At 39.6% G+C, this 17,284-nt stretch carries 18 protein-coding genes; 8 read left to right on the forward strand and 10 right to left on the reverse strand.

What is annotated here, in order from left to right; translation table 11 throughout:
• Window positions 1-370 precede the first annotated feature (370 nt).
• The 6 genes from IEO70_RS07305 to IEO70_RS07330 form a co-directional block, all read right to left on the reverse strand.
• Complete coding sequence (locus IEO70_RS07305) at window positions 371-991, reverse strand: CPBP family intramembrane glutamic endopeptidase (RefSeq protein ID WP_190997711.1); 621 nt, start codon at window positions 989-991, stop codon at window positions 371-373.
• A 127-nt stretch (window positions 992-1,118) separates the two neighbouring features.
• Entirely contained in the window at window positions 1,119-3,071 is a 1,953-nt protein-coding gene (locus tag IEO70_RS07310; protein ID WP_190997754.1) for an IS1 family transposase, read from the reverse strand.
• 1 nt (window position 3,072) lies between these two features.
• Window positions 3,073-3,312: a hypothetical protein gene (locus IEO70_RS07315; protein WP_190997712.1), complete on the reverse strand. Its 240-nt coding sequence runs from the start codon at window positions 3,310-3,312 to the stop codon at window positions 3,073-3,075.
• A 292-nt stretch (window positions 3,313-3,604) separates the two neighbouring features.
• A complete protein-coding gene (locus IEO70_RS07320; protein ID WP_190997713.1) occupies window positions 3,605-4,042 on the reverse strand; it encodes a ferritin-like domain-containing protein in 438 nt (145 codons plus the stop codon).
• 68 nt (window positions 4,043-4,110) lie between these two features.
• Window positions 4,111-4,482 (reverse strand): PepSY domain-containing protein, encoded by a 372-nt coding sequence (locus tag IEO70_RS07325; protein WP_206711528.1) that lies wholly within the window; start codon window positions 4,480-4,482, stop codon window positions 4,111-4,113.
• Window positions 4,483-4,549: 67 nt separating this feature from the next.
• A complete protein-coding gene (locus IEO70_RS07330) occupies window positions 4,550-5,035 on the reverse strand; it encodes a putative periplasmic lipoprotein (RefSeq protein ID WP_190997714.1) in 486 nt (161 codons plus the stop codon).
• A 411-nt stretch (window positions 5,036-5,446) separates the two neighbouring features.
• Here IEO70_RS07330 and IEO70_RS07335 point away from each other — a divergent pair, with 411 nt between their 5' ends.
• The 5 genes from IEO70_RS07335 to IEO70_RS07355 all read left to right on the forward strand — a co-directional run bounded on the left by IEO70_RS07335 (window position 5,447) and on the right by IEO70_RS07355 (window position 9,016).
• A complete protein-coding gene (locus IEO70_RS07335; RefSeq protein ID WP_190997715.1) occupies window positions 5,447-6,121 on the forward strand; it encodes a response regulator transcription factor in 675 nt (224 codons plus the stop codon).
• The gene (locus tag IEO70_RS07340; RefSeq protein ID WP_190997716.1) at window positions 6,118-7,482 is read left to right on the forward strand and encodes a sensor histidine kinase; all 1,365 of its coding nucleotides are present in this window, start codon (window positions 6,118-6,120) and stop codon (window positions 7,480-7,482) included. Before IEO70_RS07335 ends, IEO70_RS07340 begins: the two co-directional genes overlap by 4 nt.
• 114 nt (window positions 7,483-7,596) lie before the next feature.
• Complete coding sequence (locus IEO70_RS07345; RefSeq protein WP_190997717.1) at window positions 7,597-7,911, forward strand: metal-sulfur cluster assembly factor; 315 nt, start codon at window positions 7,597-7,599, stop codon at window positions 7,909-7,911.
• 22 nt (window positions 7,912-7,933) lie between these two features.
• Entirely contained in the window at window positions 7,934-8,647 is a 714-nt protein-coding gene (locus tag IEO70_RS07350; protein ID WP_206711524.1) for a class I SAM-dependent methyltransferase, read from the forward strand.
• 129 nt (window positions 8,648-8,776) lie between these two features.
• Window positions 8,777-9,016, forward strand: a complete 240-nt coding sequence (locus IEO70_RS07355) for a hypothetical protein (RefSeq protein WP_190997718.1) — start codon at window positions 8,777-8,779, stop codon at window positions 9,014-9,016.
• Window positions 9,017-9,042: 26 nt separating this feature from the next.
• On the opposite strand, the gene IEO70_RS07360 is transcribed toward IEO70_RS07355, so the two are convergent.
• The gene (locus tag IEO70_RS07360; protein WP_190997719.1) at window positions 9,043-9,720 is read right to left on the reverse strand and encodes a Crp/Fnr family transcriptional regulator; all 678 of its coding nucleotides are present in this window, start codon (window positions 9,718-9,720) and stop codon (window positions 9,043-9,045) included.
• A 118-nt stretch (window positions 9,721-9,838) separates the two neighbouring features.
• Here IEO70_RS07360 and IEO70_RS07365 point away from each other — a divergent pair, with 118 nt between their 5' ends.
• Together IEO70_RS07365 and IEO70_RS07370 are read left to right on the forward strand one after the other, a co-directional pair.
• Complete coding sequence (locus tag IEO70_RS07365; protein ID WP_190997720.1) at window positions 9,839-11,017, forward strand: chromate transporter; 1,179 nt, start codon at window positions 9,839-9,841, stop codon at window positions 11,015-11,017.
• A 366-nt stretch (window positions 11,018-11,383) separates the two neighbouring features.
• A complete protein-coding gene (locus tag IEO70_RS07370) occupies window positions 11,384-12,223 on the forward strand; it encodes an aldose epimerase family protein (RefSeq protein ID WP_190997721.1) in 840 nt (279 codons plus the stop codon).
• Between the two features lie 37 nt (window positions 12,224-12,260).
• Here IEO70_RS07370 and IEO70_RS07375 read toward each other — a convergent pair whose 3' ends face one another.
• Window positions 12,261-13,169 (reverse strand): TetR/AcrR family transcriptional regulator, encoded by a 909-nt coding sequence (locus IEO70_RS07375; protein ID WP_190997722.1) that lies wholly within the window; start codon window positions 13,167-13,169, stop codon window positions 12,261-12,263.
• A 156-nt stretch (window positions 13,170-13,325) separates the two neighbouring features.
• Between IEO70_RS07375 and IEO70_RS07380 the strand changes: the two genes are divergently transcribed.
• Window positions 13,326-14,837, forward strand: coding sequence for a DHA2 family efflux MFS transporter permease subunit (locus IEO70_RS07380; protein WP_190997723.1), 1,512 nt, complete (start codon window positions 13,326-13,328; stop codon window positions 14,835-14,837).
• 385 nt (window positions 14,838-15,222) lie between these two features.
• Here the strand turns inward: IEO70_RS07380 and IEO70_RS07385 are convergent, their stop codons facing one another.
• Both IEO70_RS07385 and IEO70_RS07390 read right to left on the reverse strand, forming a co-directional pair.
• Window positions 15,223-16,608, reverse strand: a complete 1,386-nt coding sequence (locus IEO70_RS07385; RefSeq protein ID WP_190997724.1) for a sensor histidine kinase — start codon at window positions 16,606-16,608, stop codon at window positions 15,223-15,225.
• Window positions 16,605-17,279: a response regulator transcription factor gene (locus IEO70_RS07390; RefSeq protein WP_190997725.1), complete on the reverse strand. Its 675-nt coding sequence runs from the start codon at window positions 17,277-17,279 to the stop codon at window positions 16,605-16,607. The genes IEO70_RS07385 and IEO70_RS07390 overlap by 4 nt, the downstream gene beginning before the upstream one ends.
• Between the last annotated feature and the right edge of the window lie 5 nt (window positions 17,280-17,284).

Genomic DNA, 17,284 nt, shown 5'->3' on the forward strand with positions numbered 1-17,284 from the left:
TGTATTTTCTTTGTGTTTATATTTATAAACCATCTGTGTCGTATATTGTCTGAAATCCCTGCCTTTATTAGCTCAAAACCATTACAATGCAAAATTGCTCCCTTTTATTTTTTTCAAAATCAGGCATAAATTCCTACTAAAAAAAAGTCATCGGTCCTTTTTATTTTTATAAAAAAAGAGACTCGCCTATTTTTGTAACGGGTTCAGTTTTGGGAGAGAATATTAAAAATAACACGTTAAATAACAAATTGGTTAGCACAGAAATTGTTATCAGATTAGCAATATAAATAGACTACAAAAAAACACTCAGATTTAATCTGAGTGTTTTAAATTCAACAAATAAATAACTTTCAACCTTCCATACAACGGATTATTTACTTTTATCCCATTTACCAGAAACAGCCGAGAGCATCAACCATGGTTCAATGGCGACATTTATAAGTACATGAGCAATAATAGGAGCAAATGTACTTCTACCTGACACAATATAAAGAATAGCTAATAATCCCCCTAGTACCGTCGTCGATAAAATCACAGGAAGCGCAATTTTTAATTCGCCTCTTAATAAAACCCAAGTGCCATGTGCAAGACCAAAAGCAACAGCAGAACCTATTATTTGCCATACTACGGTCAACTCTAAAGACATCATCCAATCCATAAGCATCTGCCTGAAAACGATTTCTTCCATTATACCAGTTGTAATAGCTACCCAGATTCCTAATACTTTTAACCATGAAAAGCGAAAAAGATTTTCTTTTACAAAAGGAACAGCATACGCAGTATACGCAACATATCCCACTATAATAAAGAAAGTAAAAAGCCAAACCATCATATTCGAAAATACATCTGGGGTGTAACCAATTCTCTTCTCTACAAAAGAATCAGGATTACCGAAATACCAAAATAGTATGCTTGCGGTTAACGTGATTGAAATGCTTGCTAAAATCCATCCTGTTTTTACTTGTTCTTTAGCATTTGAAATTTGACTCATCTCATTTCCCTCCCGACTGCATTATACCAAATATATCCAATAATACCTACCATCTTCAGATGTCTTATAATAATTCTGTATATCCTTTCCAATCCCTCCCAAAAATAAGTTCGCTATCACTAGCGAACTATCTTAGATAAATTATATCTTTCAAATTAAAAACTTTGTCAGTTATTCCTAAACGTTGTGCTGGCGTTTTTACAATTTTCTTTGCCCCTTCTTTGGTTGTAAATGGAATACAAAAATTGTAATAGGTTCGAAGTATCGTGAGAGCCATTTGAGCATACTTAGGGTTGAAATTTGAATAAATATAACTTTTACCATCTCCACGAGCAGTCATTAAAGGTCTTTCTAAAATAGATAATCTTCTCCGAATGTTTTGGATAAAAGCATTCGCTGCATTGTCATTTACATTAAGCATTAAATGAGCAATTTCACTCGGCTCTAAAGAGGATAAATCCGTTGTACAATCAACCTCTCTAAAACCTCTATCTGGAGTCGCTAAAGGATGTTCAATTGGATTATTTGCGTATTGTTTGTAGGAGTAGCTAGCAGTATGGATTTCTTCGTGAAACTGATGTCGCTGAAATGCATCTTCAAGATAAAGAAACGCCAGCTTCTTCAAAGAACGTGTACTATGTCCATTGCGAATTCCCCAATCATAGAGGTCTTGTTGAGCTAATTTAAACTCCTCGTAAGCTTGCTTGCGTGTCTTCGTTTTATCGATTTGGCTAACAAAATGATGCGCATCAGACAATTGGAACTCTCTAGAGAATATTCGATAACAAGCTGTCATTAACGAACTGTCCCTATCTGTCACAAAACGCCATTCAGATGAGTTTAGAAGCTGTTTGATTAGCCAATAGTGTGCCATAGTTGTATATGTCGAATTGACGTGCAATCCTTCAATATACTTGTCTCTCCGTTCCACTTTTAATAGTTCGCTACGATACTCTTCTTCGGTTTGGGTGTCATTGTCAGAAGGTGGCTGTGGAAAATGGGAAAATCGTAACCTAGCGTGTCGTTTAGCAAATTCATTCAAGTGGTCTTCCTTTAACAAAAACGTATCCAAAGCGATTTCTTCTATCGAAGCATCCCAATCATAGGCTATATCTGACCGTAATACGTATCTTGAAAAAACTTCAGCAGTGATTACTACATTGGTAGGAAATTGAGTGTCTTCAACGCTATCATACTTTTTACCGCCCATTCCTTTTCTCCGAATATTATTCAATAAGTAAGTCATTTTATCAGTGTTAAGCCATACTTCTTTAAAAGACAGCTGACTTAATGGTTTAGTTTCATACCGTTCTAAAAACTCCAAGCAGCGGCGATAAAGCCATTCTAATTTCTGATAATATGTTCCTCTACCAATTCCTAAGACCTCGCAAGTACGACTAACTGGTGTCTTGTTCAAGAGTAACTTTGCAAAGGTAGGAACAATATCATTTCTTTGTTGATTATAAACGATAGATTGTTTCGTATTCGGCATTATATTCGTTTTTTTCTTACAAGACTTACATTGCCATCTTTGTGCTCCAACTTTACTTTTTCCTTGTTTATAAAAGGAGTTTGGTTCATTAAATGGAGTAAAGTCTTCGAATGCACAGCCTTCTTTGTGGAAGATATATTGTGGTTCTATTTCTTTAATAGTTTCCAAATGAACTAATCTTGAAATTTCTTCTGCTAATGACCAATTGGAAAAAGCTCTTGTATAACAACCTAAAGACATACCTCTTGTTGGAAGAACAAGGTTAGGATTACATTTAATTGTCTTACTTTCGCCCGTTCCGTTTAATTTATAACGACTCGGTTTCCCCTTAACTGGAAATTTTTCTTGTTTCATCCCAAACGATGCACAATATGGATTAGTGCAGTGATTGATTTGAATTTCTTTGCTTATACTATTCCACTGAAACTCCACAGGTTTAAATAACAACTCATTAAACTTAGTAGCGAACCTTTTAGGGGCTAATAGAGAATATTGTTTATTTCGTTCTTTGATTTCTTCATTTGTAATCGGAGTAGTGACTGCAACAATTTCATCTTTTTTTGTCACTAACCTTTTTTGCTTAGCCAGTTTATTCCGCCACCTTCTCTTCAATTTCAAGCTGTTTGATAATCCGCTTATTATTTCGTTTACTTTTTACCCATTCAATGAAATTTTCATCTTCTAGAATGTTAAGCAAAATGGTTTCGACTACTTCTTGTTCAGTATATTCTGTGTATTCGGCATAGTATTTAACAATAGCTCTCGTTTGTTCTGATAATTTCCAATCTACTTTTTCAACGTTCTTGTTTTTAGGTTTTATAAACTTCATTTTCTATCACCTTCCCACTATTAGTATCGCCATAAATAACAAGAAAATAACAATCAATTTAGCAATGATTTTAGCATATAAATAGCAAGAGTACATAAATTTATGTACTCCTGCTATTTAGTGTGTTATTTTTTAAGTGATTTCATAGAATAAATCAGATAAACCCTTTTATAGCAATAAAAATAGGGATACGAAATCTATTGCGATTTATATCCCTATTTTATGTGTTATTTTATTTTTTCTCCCCAAGAACTGAACCCGTTACTATTTTTGGCAAAGTCCCCCAATCCATTCATTTAGTTGTCGTCATTAAATAGTGGAACCATACAGCATGATTTTGTTCATCGGCTGCCGCTCTTCGAAACGCGTCTTTCACATACCAGTTAGTAGCCTCATCAGCTGCAGTTAAGTAAGTATCGACTGCTTGCTGCTCGTCTTTAAAAGCAAAGTCCAAGCCCTTCTTATAGTTATCCGGGCATTCCTCCGTAATTTTCGGTTTCGGCTGGTTTCCTGTTAAGCTCGTGTACAGCTGACTGAATACTTTCAGATGTCTTTTCTCATCATTTCTTATTTCTCGTATTCTTTCTTTCGCCATATCTGACGGAGCCATCTCAGCTAATTTCGCATAGCATTGAATGGCGCTATATTCTCCATTAATAGCTTGCTCCAAATTACTGACCATTTTAGTTTGCTGTCTCACCATGTATTCATTCGTTTCATAATAGAACATGTTTTGACCTCCCAATTTTCAACTCTTTTACATAGTATGGGAGGCCTGAATGTCACGTGCTTGTCAGTCTAATCATGGTCGCGCATATGATCGTGGTCGCCATAGCCATAATCATCATCATAATCTACTGTGCCTGTTCTTGAACTTACTTTTACATAACGCAATTGATTGTCGGCTGTTTTAATTTCTACTTCATATTCAAATTCAGAGCGCGACAATTGATCATCTTCTAATTCAAAATCTTTTTGCACACTAATAATTTCACCGTCAAATTGAGCTAATGCAATGTTTCTTGCTTCCTGCTCACTATAGTTTTCATTGTTTTTCGCATAGTTGTAGCCTAAGCCGATAAATCCGCCGCCAATTGCCAATCCCGCAACAGCTACCACAACAACCGTAATAATAATTTTCTTTTTATAAGCAGCCACTTTTTTCATCATCCCTTTCAATTTCTCTTTATTTACAAAGTTGTTTACTTTCTCTGTCATCATCGCTCTCTCCTTTTATTTAATCGTCTAGTCCAGATTTTAATTGCAGCGCCTCTTCAGCTACATCCAATCGATGTTCAAACTGATCAAGCTGATATTTTTTTTCTTGATATTCAGCCTGCGTCATCGTACCCGCATAATAATCAGCTTCTATTCCATCATCATATTGATCAATTTGATCCTCTATCAGTTCAATTTCTTGATCAACTGCCATATAAGCAGCTCTATTCTCTTCAGCAGTTCCGTTAACTGTGTAATTTTCTACTTTTCCCTCGATTGCGGCTATCTCCTGTCTAAGAGCCTTCACGTTCTCTTCTTGCAGAGCAATGGATTTAGTGCTCTTTCCTTCTGTTACTGCAACTGTATCATCGCTTGCAGTTATCTCCTGTTTTGCGACAGTACTTGTATCTATATTTGAACTATTGATTTTGTCGGTACTTTGAGATGAACATGCCATCAGCAATAAACTTGCCATTGCACCTACTATCATTACTTTTTTAATCATCGTAATCTCCTCCTCACACACATAATAAGACGAAAACATTAAAGGAAGATTAATATAGAAAAACCGTTACCGGTCCTTTTTCATCAGGAATATGCTACCTAGATTAACCTCGATGAAATAGGAGACATGCGGGAGGACTAAGATGAACCGCACGAGAAATCCGGTTTTGGTTTCTCGGGTGGGGCAGGAAAAAGGAACATCGGCTAAAACCGCCACGTCCGCATGTCTTCGCCGATATGACCTACATCCTGTAGGCCTCCGAACATGGCAGGTATAAGGTTAGACAGCATTCTAAGTTCAAAAGTATATTTATTACCTTTTTAAAACCGTTACCGGTCCTTTTTCATTTTAATTTAATATTTCGGTGCTAATGTTGGATATATAATAATAGAAGGGAAAGGAGCATTAACAATGCGAATATTGATAGTAGAAGATGAACTTGATTTGCAAAATGTTTTAGTAAAACGGCTTCGCGCAGAATATTATAGTGTCGATGCTTGCGATAACGGCAATGATGCCCTTGATTATATAGAAGTAACACCTTATGACTTGATTATTCTCGATATAATGATTCCGGGAATTGACGGCCTGCAAGTTTTGCAAAAGATGCGAGCCGCTGACAATAACACACCGGTACTTCTTTTAACGGCCAAAGATTCTATCGAGGATCGCGTCAAAGGGCTCGATTACGGAGCTGATGATTATTTAGTCAAACCGTTTGCCTTTGATGAACTGCTGGCCCGACTGCGTGTGCTGACAAGAAGACAAACTGGCAGTACGTCCAACGTTTTTCAAATAGATGATTTAACCGTTGATTGCAACAAGCACGAGGTTAAGCGTGGTAACCGGATAATCGAGCTTTCCAGCAAAGAGTTTGCGATTTTGGAGTATATGATTCGCAATAAAGATGTCGTACTTACCCGTGATAAAATTGAGCAGCACGTTTGGAATTATGATTATGAAGGCGGCTCGAACATTGTCGATGTGTATATACGTTATCTCCGCAAAAAAATAGACAGCCAATCCGAAACAAAACTGATTCATACTGTTCGTGGAGCCGGCTACGTATTGAGAGTGAAACAATGAAAAAATTATCGATAAAAATGAAGGTAACCATCTGGTATACCGGATTGGTACTGATCATTCTTAGTTTAGTGTTTGCCTTCATATGGCTGTCTTCTGATAATATCCTTCTTTCTAATATGGAGAAACAAATGAAAATGAAGGTTGAAGAAAGCACAGAAGACATTGAATTCCACCACGGTACCATTAGATTGGATGATGACTTTGAGCATCAGGATGACGGTGTAACACTGCTAGTCTATGATGAGCAAGGAAAGCAATTAGCGGGGTATAGTCCATATAGTTTCGATACAAGTCTGCCGTTTTCATCAGGAGAAGTTCGAACCGTTCAAAACAACGGCAAAGAATGGCTTGTATATGATTTAAACTACGGCACCAAAAATCAGCAAAATATTTGGGTTCGGGGAATTATGCCGGTTGACCGGATGTCGGATGCAATGAATGCTATTTTGCTTGTGACGCTGATTTCATTCCCATTTCTTATTTTGCTGGCGGGCTTTGGCGGTTATTTTATTACAAAAAGAGCCTTTCGTCCGCTCCAGCAAATGATTGATTCTGTCAGTGCTATTCGTGAAGGAAAAGATTTGACGAAACGCATTCACTTAAAAGGGCCGAAAGATGAGGTTCATGCTTTGGCTGATACATTCGACAGCATGTTTGACCGCCTGCAGTCATCTTTTGAAAGCGAAAAACAGTTCACATCGGATGCCTCGCACGAATTGCGGACACCAACTTCCGTTATCATTTCCCAAGCCGAATATGCGCTATCTCAGAAGGAAAATCCTGAAGAAACAACGGAAGCTTTGGACGTTATTTTAAAGCAATCGAAAAAAATGACAGCATTGATTTCGCAATTATTGCTTCTCGCCCGAACGGATCAAAAGAACAATCACCTGGTTTTTGAACAGATTGATATAAGCGAACTCGCTGAGATTGTCGCTGATGAGCTGACATTAATGGCACAGCAGGCTGATATTGAAATCAAAACTGATATACAACCGAATCTCGTCGCTGAAGCTGACCAAACGTTGATGATGAGACTGCTTATGAACTTAATCTCTAATGCGATTACTTACGGAAAAGCTGGCGGATTCGTCAGTCTGCGATTGCATAGTGATGGCGATAATATCATCGGAGTTGTATCCGATAATGGAATTGGGATACAAAAACAGCATTTGCCGAAAATTTGGGATCGCTTTTATCGCGTCGATCCATCCCGCACTGCGACAGCTAGCGGCAATACCGGATTAGGACTTGCGATAGTGAAATGGATTGTCGAAACACATCGCGGAACAATCAGTGTCGAAAGCGAATACGGCAAGGGCAGCACTTTCACCTTCCATATACCGAAAAAAAGATCGTAAGCATGTATGCACTTTTTTGTGCAGCATGCTTTTTTTGTGACCTAGGACACATTTTTTTATCTGTCTTTCTTTTATATTTACAGTACATCAATGAACAGAGAGGAAGGCATCAGCATGAGTTTAACGAAAGAACAAATTCTCGAGGAGCTTGAAAGTGTTTTGGACCCCGAGCTTGGGGTCGATATTGTTAACTTAGGTCTTGTTTATAATATCGAGCTAATAGAGGCTAAACAAGTGAAGGTCACAATGACGATGACTTCTATGGGCTGCCCGATGGCCGGACATATAATTGCGGACGTAAAGGAGACATTATTATTAAGCTTTGCAGAACAATTAGAAGATGTGGATGTAGAAATTGTCTGGACGCCTGTTTGGTCAAAGGATCGTATGTCCCGACTAGCAAAAATCGCACTCGGAATTCCAGGATAATAATAGGAAGGAGCGAAGAATAATGCCGTTTTACAAAACATTAACACCTTTTTATGATGAAATCTTCCCAGCAAATGAAAAAGCTGTTCACTTTTTATCAGAGCGCTTCAAAAAGTGCGGACGTATTATAGATGTCGGTGCCGGTACTGGAAATATGGCCGTTGCACTCGCAAAACAAGGATTTGAACTGACAGCTGCAGAACCGGAAAAAGGTATGGCAGAAAGCATTCAGCAAAAAGCCCAATCCAATCAACTGCCTATTGCCGTATCTACTAAAACAATGCAGCAAGTAAACCAATTCGATGGAAATTTTGATGGCATTTACTGCATCGGCAACACGCTTGTCCATCTAGATAATGCGGAAGAGATCCGATTATTTTTCAAACACGTTTATGAAAAACTGAATGCTGGCGGTATGTTCATTTTCCAAATTGTCAACTTTGATAAAGTGTTGCTGAAAAAGGATTTCCGCTTCCCGCTTATTGAAAAAGAAAACTTTACATTCGCGCGTCAATATGACCTTGCTGATAGCGGGCACATTTTATTCACGACAACCGTTACAGCAAATGGTGAAGCAAAAACAAATACGATTCCATTGTACCCGGCTCAGTCTTCACAACTATTGGAGATGTTAGAGCAATGTGGGTTCAAGGAAATCACAGCATACGGAAACTTTGAGGACAAAGCTTATTCGATTGAAACACCGGCGCTGATTGTTACAGCTAAAAAAGAGTAATTTCACAAAAAAACACCCCGGATTTGGGGTGTTTTTTGATAATTGCACTGAAAATTAACAGGTGTTGCGCGATTTCGAGTGATATTTTGACGTTTGAGAGGCAGTCTTTGCGAATTTAAGAGCCTTCGCTTGGATTTTGAGAGCGGTCACGGCAATTTTGAGAGTCGTCGCCTGCTTTTGGAGAGCGCTCACGGGAATTTTGAGAGTCGTCACCTAACTTTTGAGAGCGCTCACGGCAATCTTGAGAGTCGTCATCTAATTTTTGAGAGCGCTCGCGGCAATTTTGAGAGTCTTCACCTAATTTTTGAGAGTGCTCACGGCAATCTTGAGAGTCGAGTCAATACTTTGAGCGCAGTCGCGACACTATAAGTCCCTACGCAAACCAAGTTGCAGCTTCACAGCATTTCTTCTAGCGCAGCACGGTTACATATTTTCACTTTGCGACCTGACATTTGAATATAGCCTTGCTTCTGAAAGAGGGAAAGCTTACGGCTTAATGTCTCTCTCGATGTCCCTAAAAGAGATGCCGCATCTGTCTTGTTCACAGGAAGCACAAAAGCATTGTTGTCATGATCTGCCGCCTGTTCCAAAATAAAAGCAGCCAACCGTTGACCGACATCTTGCGTGCTTAGCTGGCTTAGCTGAAACTCAGCTCTTTCCAGCCTTTCACTCATTTGTGCCAGTATATTGAGCAGCAAGTCCGGCGTTTTCCGCAATATATTCTTAAAAGCTTCACCTTCAAGCATACAAATTTCAATTAGCTCAAGTGCCTCGGCATTAGTCGTTAAAGGGGTATTATTAAAAAGTGATAAATCACCGAAGAAATCGCCGGTCCGCATAATCCTAATCACTTGTTCCCTGCCATCTTCAGAAATATGGGTAATCTTTACTTTTCCTTTGTGTACAACAAAAAGCGACTTCTTCATATCTCCAGCCAAAAAGATTGGCTCGCCTTTTTTAAAAGTTTGTCGAGTAATTATTTGCGATATTTCCTTCATTTCATCTCCATTAAGAACTTGAAAAATCGGTACAAAGGACATGCAATAGCTTTTATTGCAATGTAAGCAGTTCAATCTTTCTGTCACTCCTCTTTAAGTAAAAGTTATGTAAAAATTCCATCAAATTAAATAATCATCTTCATGCAAGTGGTATACTTTCAATCAATAATTACATAAATTCAGGAGGAGTTCAATGCGACCCAAAACAAGCTTCAAATCACTATTTGAAATTTTGCTCGTTTCAATGAAACTTGGGTTAACTTCTTTCGGAGGACCGATTGCCCATCTTGGTTATTTCCATAACGAATATGTCCGCAAGCGGAAATGGCTGGACGAAAAAAGCTATGCAGATTTGGTCGCACTTTGCCAATTCCTGCCCGGCCCTGCCAGCAGTCAGGTTGGAATCGGAATTGGTGTGATACGCGCAGGCTTAATAGGCGGCATTTTATCATTTATTGGCTTTACACTTCCATCAGTGGCTGCGTTAATGCTATTCGCCTCTCTTCTTCAAGAACTTCCGTTAGCAGATGCTGGATGGAATCATGCGTTGAAACTTGTCGCTGTCGCAATTGTAGCGCATGCTATTTTTGGAATGGGCCAAACCTTGACGCCTGATTTAACGCGAAAAGCAATCGCTCTCTGTGCCTTAGTGACTGCTCTATTATGGCAGTCTGTTTTCACACAAGTGGTGATTATCATCGTTTCAGCAATGCTTGGCTATTTCCTATTCCGACAAACATCAGAAAAAAGCGAAACTCAAAAAAAGATAGCCATATCTTATCGTTTTGCCATCATTTGCTTATGTTTATTTTTTGGATTACTGATCGTTTTGCCTGTTTTAAAAGGAGCAACAACTTCTCAATGGATAGCGATGATTGATAGTTTTTACCGTTCCGGCTCGCTTGTTTTCGGTGGCGGGCATGTCGTATTACCTTTATTGGAAAATGAGTTTGTTCGAACTGGCTTGATGAACGAAGAGACATTTCTGACTGGTTACGGTGCCACACAGGCTGTTCCAGGTCCGCTATTTACCTTCGCAGCCTATTTGGGCACGGCGCTTTATGGATGGCAAGGCGGATTAATGGCGACAATCTTCATCTTTTTACCGGCTTTCCTACTCATTATAGGTGTTTGGCCTTTTTGGACTTCTTTGCGAAACAGTACGAAAAGGCGAGGTGTGGTAATGGGTGTAAATGCCGCTGTTGTAGGGATCCTAGTTTCCGCCTTCTATCAGCCGGTATGGACGAACACAATAAAAGGACCGGGTGATTTTGCCTTTGCCGCCATTCTCTTTTTTATGCTTGCCTATTGGAAGCTAGCACCTTGGATCATTGTCCTTTCAAGTGTCATTATTGGGCAGTTGTTATTCTAAGAAAAACCGTCATCTGTCCTTTTTCATCATGAGTATACTACTCAGATTCACTGCGATGAAAAAAGAGACATGCGGGAATCGAAAAGCGGAAGCGGCCTGCAAGTAAGGAACAGCGACTAAGGACGCTACGTCCGCATATTTTCGTCGCTGTGACTCTCATCGTGAGAGCCCCACACGAGAAACCCAGTTTTGGTTTCTTGGGGGAGGCAGCTAAGGACCGAGCATGGCAAGTGTAAGGTTAGACAGTTATCCAAGTTTAAAAAGTTTATCCGTTCTTAACAAGCAGGAAAACGCATTCATATTACATAAGAATTGTGATATAATTCACAATTATAAGCTTTGCAAAAAAGTTGAAGGATGATGAAGATGAAGCAAACCATTTCAGGATTTGAATGTATTGTATTATCAGAAGAAGCTACTCAATCAAAAGCAACTCTTTGTCCGGAGCGAGGCGGCATTTTAATTCAGCTGACGCTGCACGGAGAAGAGATTTTATTTTTAAATGAAGAAACTTTTGCTGATGCTACCAAAAATATTCGCGGCGGCAATCCGGTACTTTTCCCGATTTGCGGTCCGCTTCCGAATAATGAATATACTATGAACGGTAAAACATATACAATGAAGCAACATGGATTTGCCAGAAATAAAGCGTGGGAAGTTGTCGAATGTTCCGCTTCTAAAGCCACTCTTCAATTAAAGGATGATGAAGAAACACGAGCGCAATATCCATTCTCTTTTTGTCTGCAATTCACTTATGAATTAAAGGACGGCAAATTGCACATTCACCAAACATATGAAAACCTATCTGCGGAAGAAATGCCGTTCTATGCTGGATTTCATCCGTATTTCATCGGCAATCATCCTAAGAGTACATACGAAATTAAAGCCCCTCGATATTGGGACTATAGCGATGACAAAACAAAACCATACACTTGCAAGCTAAATGAGCTGCAAATCCTTGATTCAAAATTATTCTCTGGTGTTACCGGATCTGAAGCAAGCTTCAAAGATTCCCGCTACGAGCTGCAAGTTCAGTACAGCAATCATTTCAAATGGATAGTTGTCTGGTCTGAGCAATCTGAAGAATACATTTGCTTAGAACCTTGGATGGCAGGTCCTTTAGGTTTCGACAATAATCCGGATGTCGTCTGTTTGCCTGCAGGAGAAAAACTACAGGCTGAATGCTCTTTTGCGATTGTAAAATAAAAGCTAGGACCCTCTGACAGTCAGAGGGTCCTATTGCTTATGCACTTCTATTCTTGCGCTCTTCGATGTATTCCCAAACCATTTCGGTTAGCTCATTTGCAACTTTCTCATGAATGGTCTGATGAAAGACTTTAGAAAAAAGAATGACAATAGCTTCAATAATATATATCTTCGGCTGATCCGATTGAAATTCGCTCAACAGCAGCTCCGTATATTCATAGCCTTCCTGAAACTCTTCTTCGTCTATTTTTTCCACAAGTGCTTCGAACTGTGCGGCAATTTCATCTTCCGTCTCTTTTTTCAACTCCGGCTCTTTAGCAAAAAATTTTGCGGCATATTCACCTATGAAAATATCATCCTGTTCAATAAGCTGCTTAACGATAATATCCATACGCTTTAAGACATAGCGCAATATTTCTGTCATATCGAAAGGCTCTTTTCTAATCATGCGCCAAGCTGCCATCATCTGCTTTTGAATCCCGTGTATCATGATTGAACAATCATAGCTATAGGGACTGGCATCTTTCCCATAAATATCAACAATACGGGTTGCAAGCCAATCCATTTCCTTTAAGTAATTACTTGTAACAATCTGCTTCAGTTCCTCGTCGCCTGATTGAAAAATAGCTTCATAGATTGGTGCCAAATTTTCATCTCGATTTACCTGCCAAGGAATTGCTATTTGCTCTACTAGAAATTCCGGGCTATTTATGTCTCTTCCAAGAGAATTAGATAATAGCTTCCTTCTCCTAGCTTTCACTTCTTCCACTCCATGATCAATCATGGCAATCAAACATTCCTGTTTCGAATTGAAATAATTATAAAAAGTGCCCTTTGAGATTTTTGCTTCATTTAAAATATCTTGAATAGATGTACTCTGGAATCCTTTTTCAATAAACAGTCTTTGAGCAGCACTCAGGACATTTCTTTTCCGTTCATTCATCATGGTTTATCACCTTATTAATGTTGATAACTGAATTTTATACATAAATGCCAAAATCCGCAAATAAATTGGACTTATAGTTCAAATAATTTGATTATTTTGTACAATTGGTATAAAATTCTTTAATAATGAAATTTTAATAGAATCAAGGGGATACTTATGCAAAATTTAGCTTCACAAAAGAAACCTCCGTATTTCATGATTGCCATCTTATTTATTGGGGCATTTATTGCCTTTTTGAGCAACACACTACTAAATGTAGCGTTGCCGACAATCATGCTTGAATTTGATGTCAAGCCCTCAGAAGTACAATGGTTAACGACAGGTTTTATGCTGGTGAGTGGGGTACTTGTACCGGCCAGTGCCTTCTTTATAACAAGATTTACAAATCGCGCTTTATTCTTGACGTCAATGTCACTATTCACATTAGGAACATTGCTGGCAACGATTGCTCCTGAGTTTTGGGTATTGATTGCCGCTCGTATGATTCAGGCAGCCGGCGCTTCCGCTTTGGGTCCTTTATTAATGAATGTCATGCTGATTTCCTTCCCGATTGAAAAACGCGGAGCAGCGATGGGGATATTCGGATTAGTTATGATTACAGCGCCAGCAATTGGGCCGACATTGTCCGGCTGGATTATTGAGCATTACACGTGGCGTGTCCTTTTTGGAATGATTTTACCACTGGCGATTATGTCACTTGTTCTTGCTTTGTTTAAACTAAAAAATGTTACGCCTAATAAAAACGCAACATTGGATGTCTTTTCTCTAATCCTTTCATCAATCGGGTTTGGAGGCATTCTGTACGGATTTAGCTCTGCCGGTGATAAAGGCTGGAGCGATCCGCTTGTTTACGGAACGATTACAATTGGTGCCATCAGCTTAACTTGGTTTATTATTCGCCAGTTCCGTCTGAAAACTCCATTGCTTGATTTCCGCACCTATAAACAGCCGATGTTTGCTTTGTCGTCTGTCATTTCGAGTGTGTTGGCAATGGCAATGTTCTCAGGTATGATTTTGACACCACTCTATACGCAAACTATTCGCGGTATTTCACCGCTTGATTCCGGTTTACTGATGTTGCCGGGAGCGATTGTGATGGGGTTAATGTCTCCGATTACCGGTAGATTGTTTGACAAGTATGGAGCCAGAGCTTTAGCGATTATCGGCTTGTCAATTATGATTGTTTCTACTTATTTATTGACAGATCTGACATTTGAAACTGGTTACGCCTATTTAGTAGCTGTTTACACAGTCCGTATGTTAGGCATGTCCTTGGTAATGATGCCGATCTCAACAAACGGCTTAAATCAGTTGCCACCGGGACTATATCCGCACGGTACAGCAATTAACAACACATTGCAGCAGGTGTCCGGAGCGATTGGTACTGCCCTGCTTCTGACCATTATGAACATGCGCACAACATCAACGATGGAAACATTAACTGCTGAAGCAATGAGCAAGGCTACTACACCGCCTACTGAGGAAGCAATGGCCTTGCTTGGTCAAAAAGCATTACTAGATGGCATCAACTATTCTTTCTTCATTTCGATGCTGATTGCGATCATTCCGTTAATACTTTCCTTCTTCGTAGTCCGAGCAAAAGCTCCGAAAAGCGAAGTGCCGAAAGACGTAAAAGCAGAAGAGACAGGCAAAGTCGTTTCTCATTAATTAATGATACAGCCCAGGAGAACCTTTTTCGGTTTGCCTGGGCTGTTGTTTTGAGGTGCGAGAGCGCTATAACCTTGGCCACCGCGCTTTCTAATATGCGAGGGCGCAATCAATTTTTTCGACCGCGCTATCTTTGCCAGTGACGACGCTATAATTCCAAATACCGCGCTATCTTTTGCCGTGACGGCGCAATCATTCCTCGCGACGACGCTATCTTCTTCATTAGCGCACTATTCCTCTTCCCAACTTATCTCTTTTTCTTAAAAACTGGCAGTTAATTAACTAAAAGCCATTTTTAAGCTCAACTTTCTTCTAAATAAGGTAGTTATTTTGCAAAAATCTAGCTGTCTTTAACAAAGTTTATATGTTTTTTATTATTCTTGCTCTACATATTTCGTTCATTTTTGGGCAATTCGACTGTGAACGTTGTCCCAACACCAAACTCACTCGAAACGCTAATCTCTCCACCGTGTAGCTCAATAATTTCCTTCACGATCGCCAAACCAAGACCGGTTCCTTCTTTCGTACGTGAAGAATCCGCCCGATAAAAGCGGTCAAATAAATGAGCAATTTCATTTTCACGCAAACCGATACCGCTGTCTTGGAATTCCACTGTAATGTGATGCTCTTGTTCCTTCAGCGTAATTTGAATGGAGCCGTTCTGTTTATTGTATTTCAATGCATTCGTAAACAAGTTGTCCCAAGCCGTTTCCAACAGATCTTCATCGCCGTAAAACATGATCGGCGACATCTTATAATACAATTCCAAGCCCTCCTCTTCAATGAGCCATAAATATTTATGCGACAAGCTTTTAATTTGTTGATCGAGCGAAAAGGAATTACATTTTAATCTTCTTGTCGATTGGTCGAGTGATGTCAAAATCAATAATTGCTTCGTTAAATTAGATAAGCGTTTTGTCTCCGTTTCAATGATTGATGTAAACGAGAGTCGTTCCTCTTCCGTCAATTGAGGCGACTTCAGCAGCTCCGCGTAGCCTTGTATATTCAAAAGCGGCGACTGAAAATCATGAGAGACATTGCTGATGAATTCTTTGCGCGACTGGTCATTTTCCCTTAGCTGCTTCGTCATCTCATTAAAACTTTCAGCAAGCTGCCCAATTTCATCATAGCGATTAATTTTCAGCAAATGATCAAACTTGCCGCGCGATATTTGCTTCGTTGCCGCCGTTAGCTGTGTAATCGGGTTAATCAGTTGCTTAGCAACAAACAACATAGCAATTAAACTGATTACTGCCATTGAAAAGAACAGTGTCATAATAATCGTATGAACTTCAGAAAATAGCAGATCAATGTCCGGACGCAAAAACAACGCATACTTTTCTCCCTCATACGTAAACGGCACGCCCACTGAATTTTTCAGCTCATTCGCAAAAAAGCTAGTCATGAATGAAGAATCCGGAAAATCTCTCATTCCATGAAATACTTCACCATTCATAACATCGCTCACTATCTTTTCAGAGAGCTCTTTATTATGAAATTCTCCGCCGAAAAATTGTGCATCGCCTGATTCGGCTGCGATATAAAGCTTATAGCCCATATCCCCGAGCGTAGAAAAATACCGCTGCAAATCCAAGTTGTCCGTGTTCTCGATAAACTGAGTGATGTCTTCCGCGATACTTATATTTTTCGCATCATTTTGCTCTTTCGTCACGAGATTATAATAGGTGTTCGTCATCATATAGCCCGCAAGCGAACTGAACGCCATGATTAATATCGTCGTGACGATAAACTGGCGGTATAGCGTCTTCATGTTACTTTAACCTCCAGCTTATAGCCAACACCGCGAATGGTGCTGATTTCAACATCTGCTCCGAGCCGCTCCAAACGCTCGCGTAGCCGCTTCATATGAGTGTTCAGCGTATGGTCATCACCCTCATAATCATGCCCCCAAATTTGCTCCATAATGATCCCGCGTTCAATGACATGGCCTGAACGTGTCGCCAACAACGCTAACAGCTCAAATTCCTTCAATGGCATGACAGCTGTTTGCTCGCCACAAGTCACCTCGAAGCTTTTGCGATTAATGACAACATTGCCAATTTGAATAACAGATTGAAAATCTTTGGCGACCCTTCGTAAAATTACTGAAATGCGAAACAGCAGCTCTTTCGGTTCAAACGGCTTAACAACATAATCTTCCGAGCCTGCCAAATAGCCTTTCGTCTTATCATCCAAGCTTCCCTTTGCTGTTAGCAGCACGACCGGAATGCCATAATCACCACTTAAAATCTTCGTCAATTCGATGCCATCCATCCCTGGCATCATCACATCAACAACTGCCAAATCCGGCACTTCACTTTCGAGAGCAGCTAATGCTTCGTTAGCATTATTCATCTGCATGACACGATAGCCCTCGCGCATCAGATGAATGCTGACTAACTGCAAAATATTTTTATCATCATCAACGACCATAATTTTCACTAGTA

It is taken from the genome of Peribacillus faecalis, assembly GCF_014712675.1.
GTDB classification, from domain to species: Bacteria; Bacillota; Bacilli; order Bacillales; family DSM-1321; genus Bacillus_AD; species Bacillus_AD faecalis.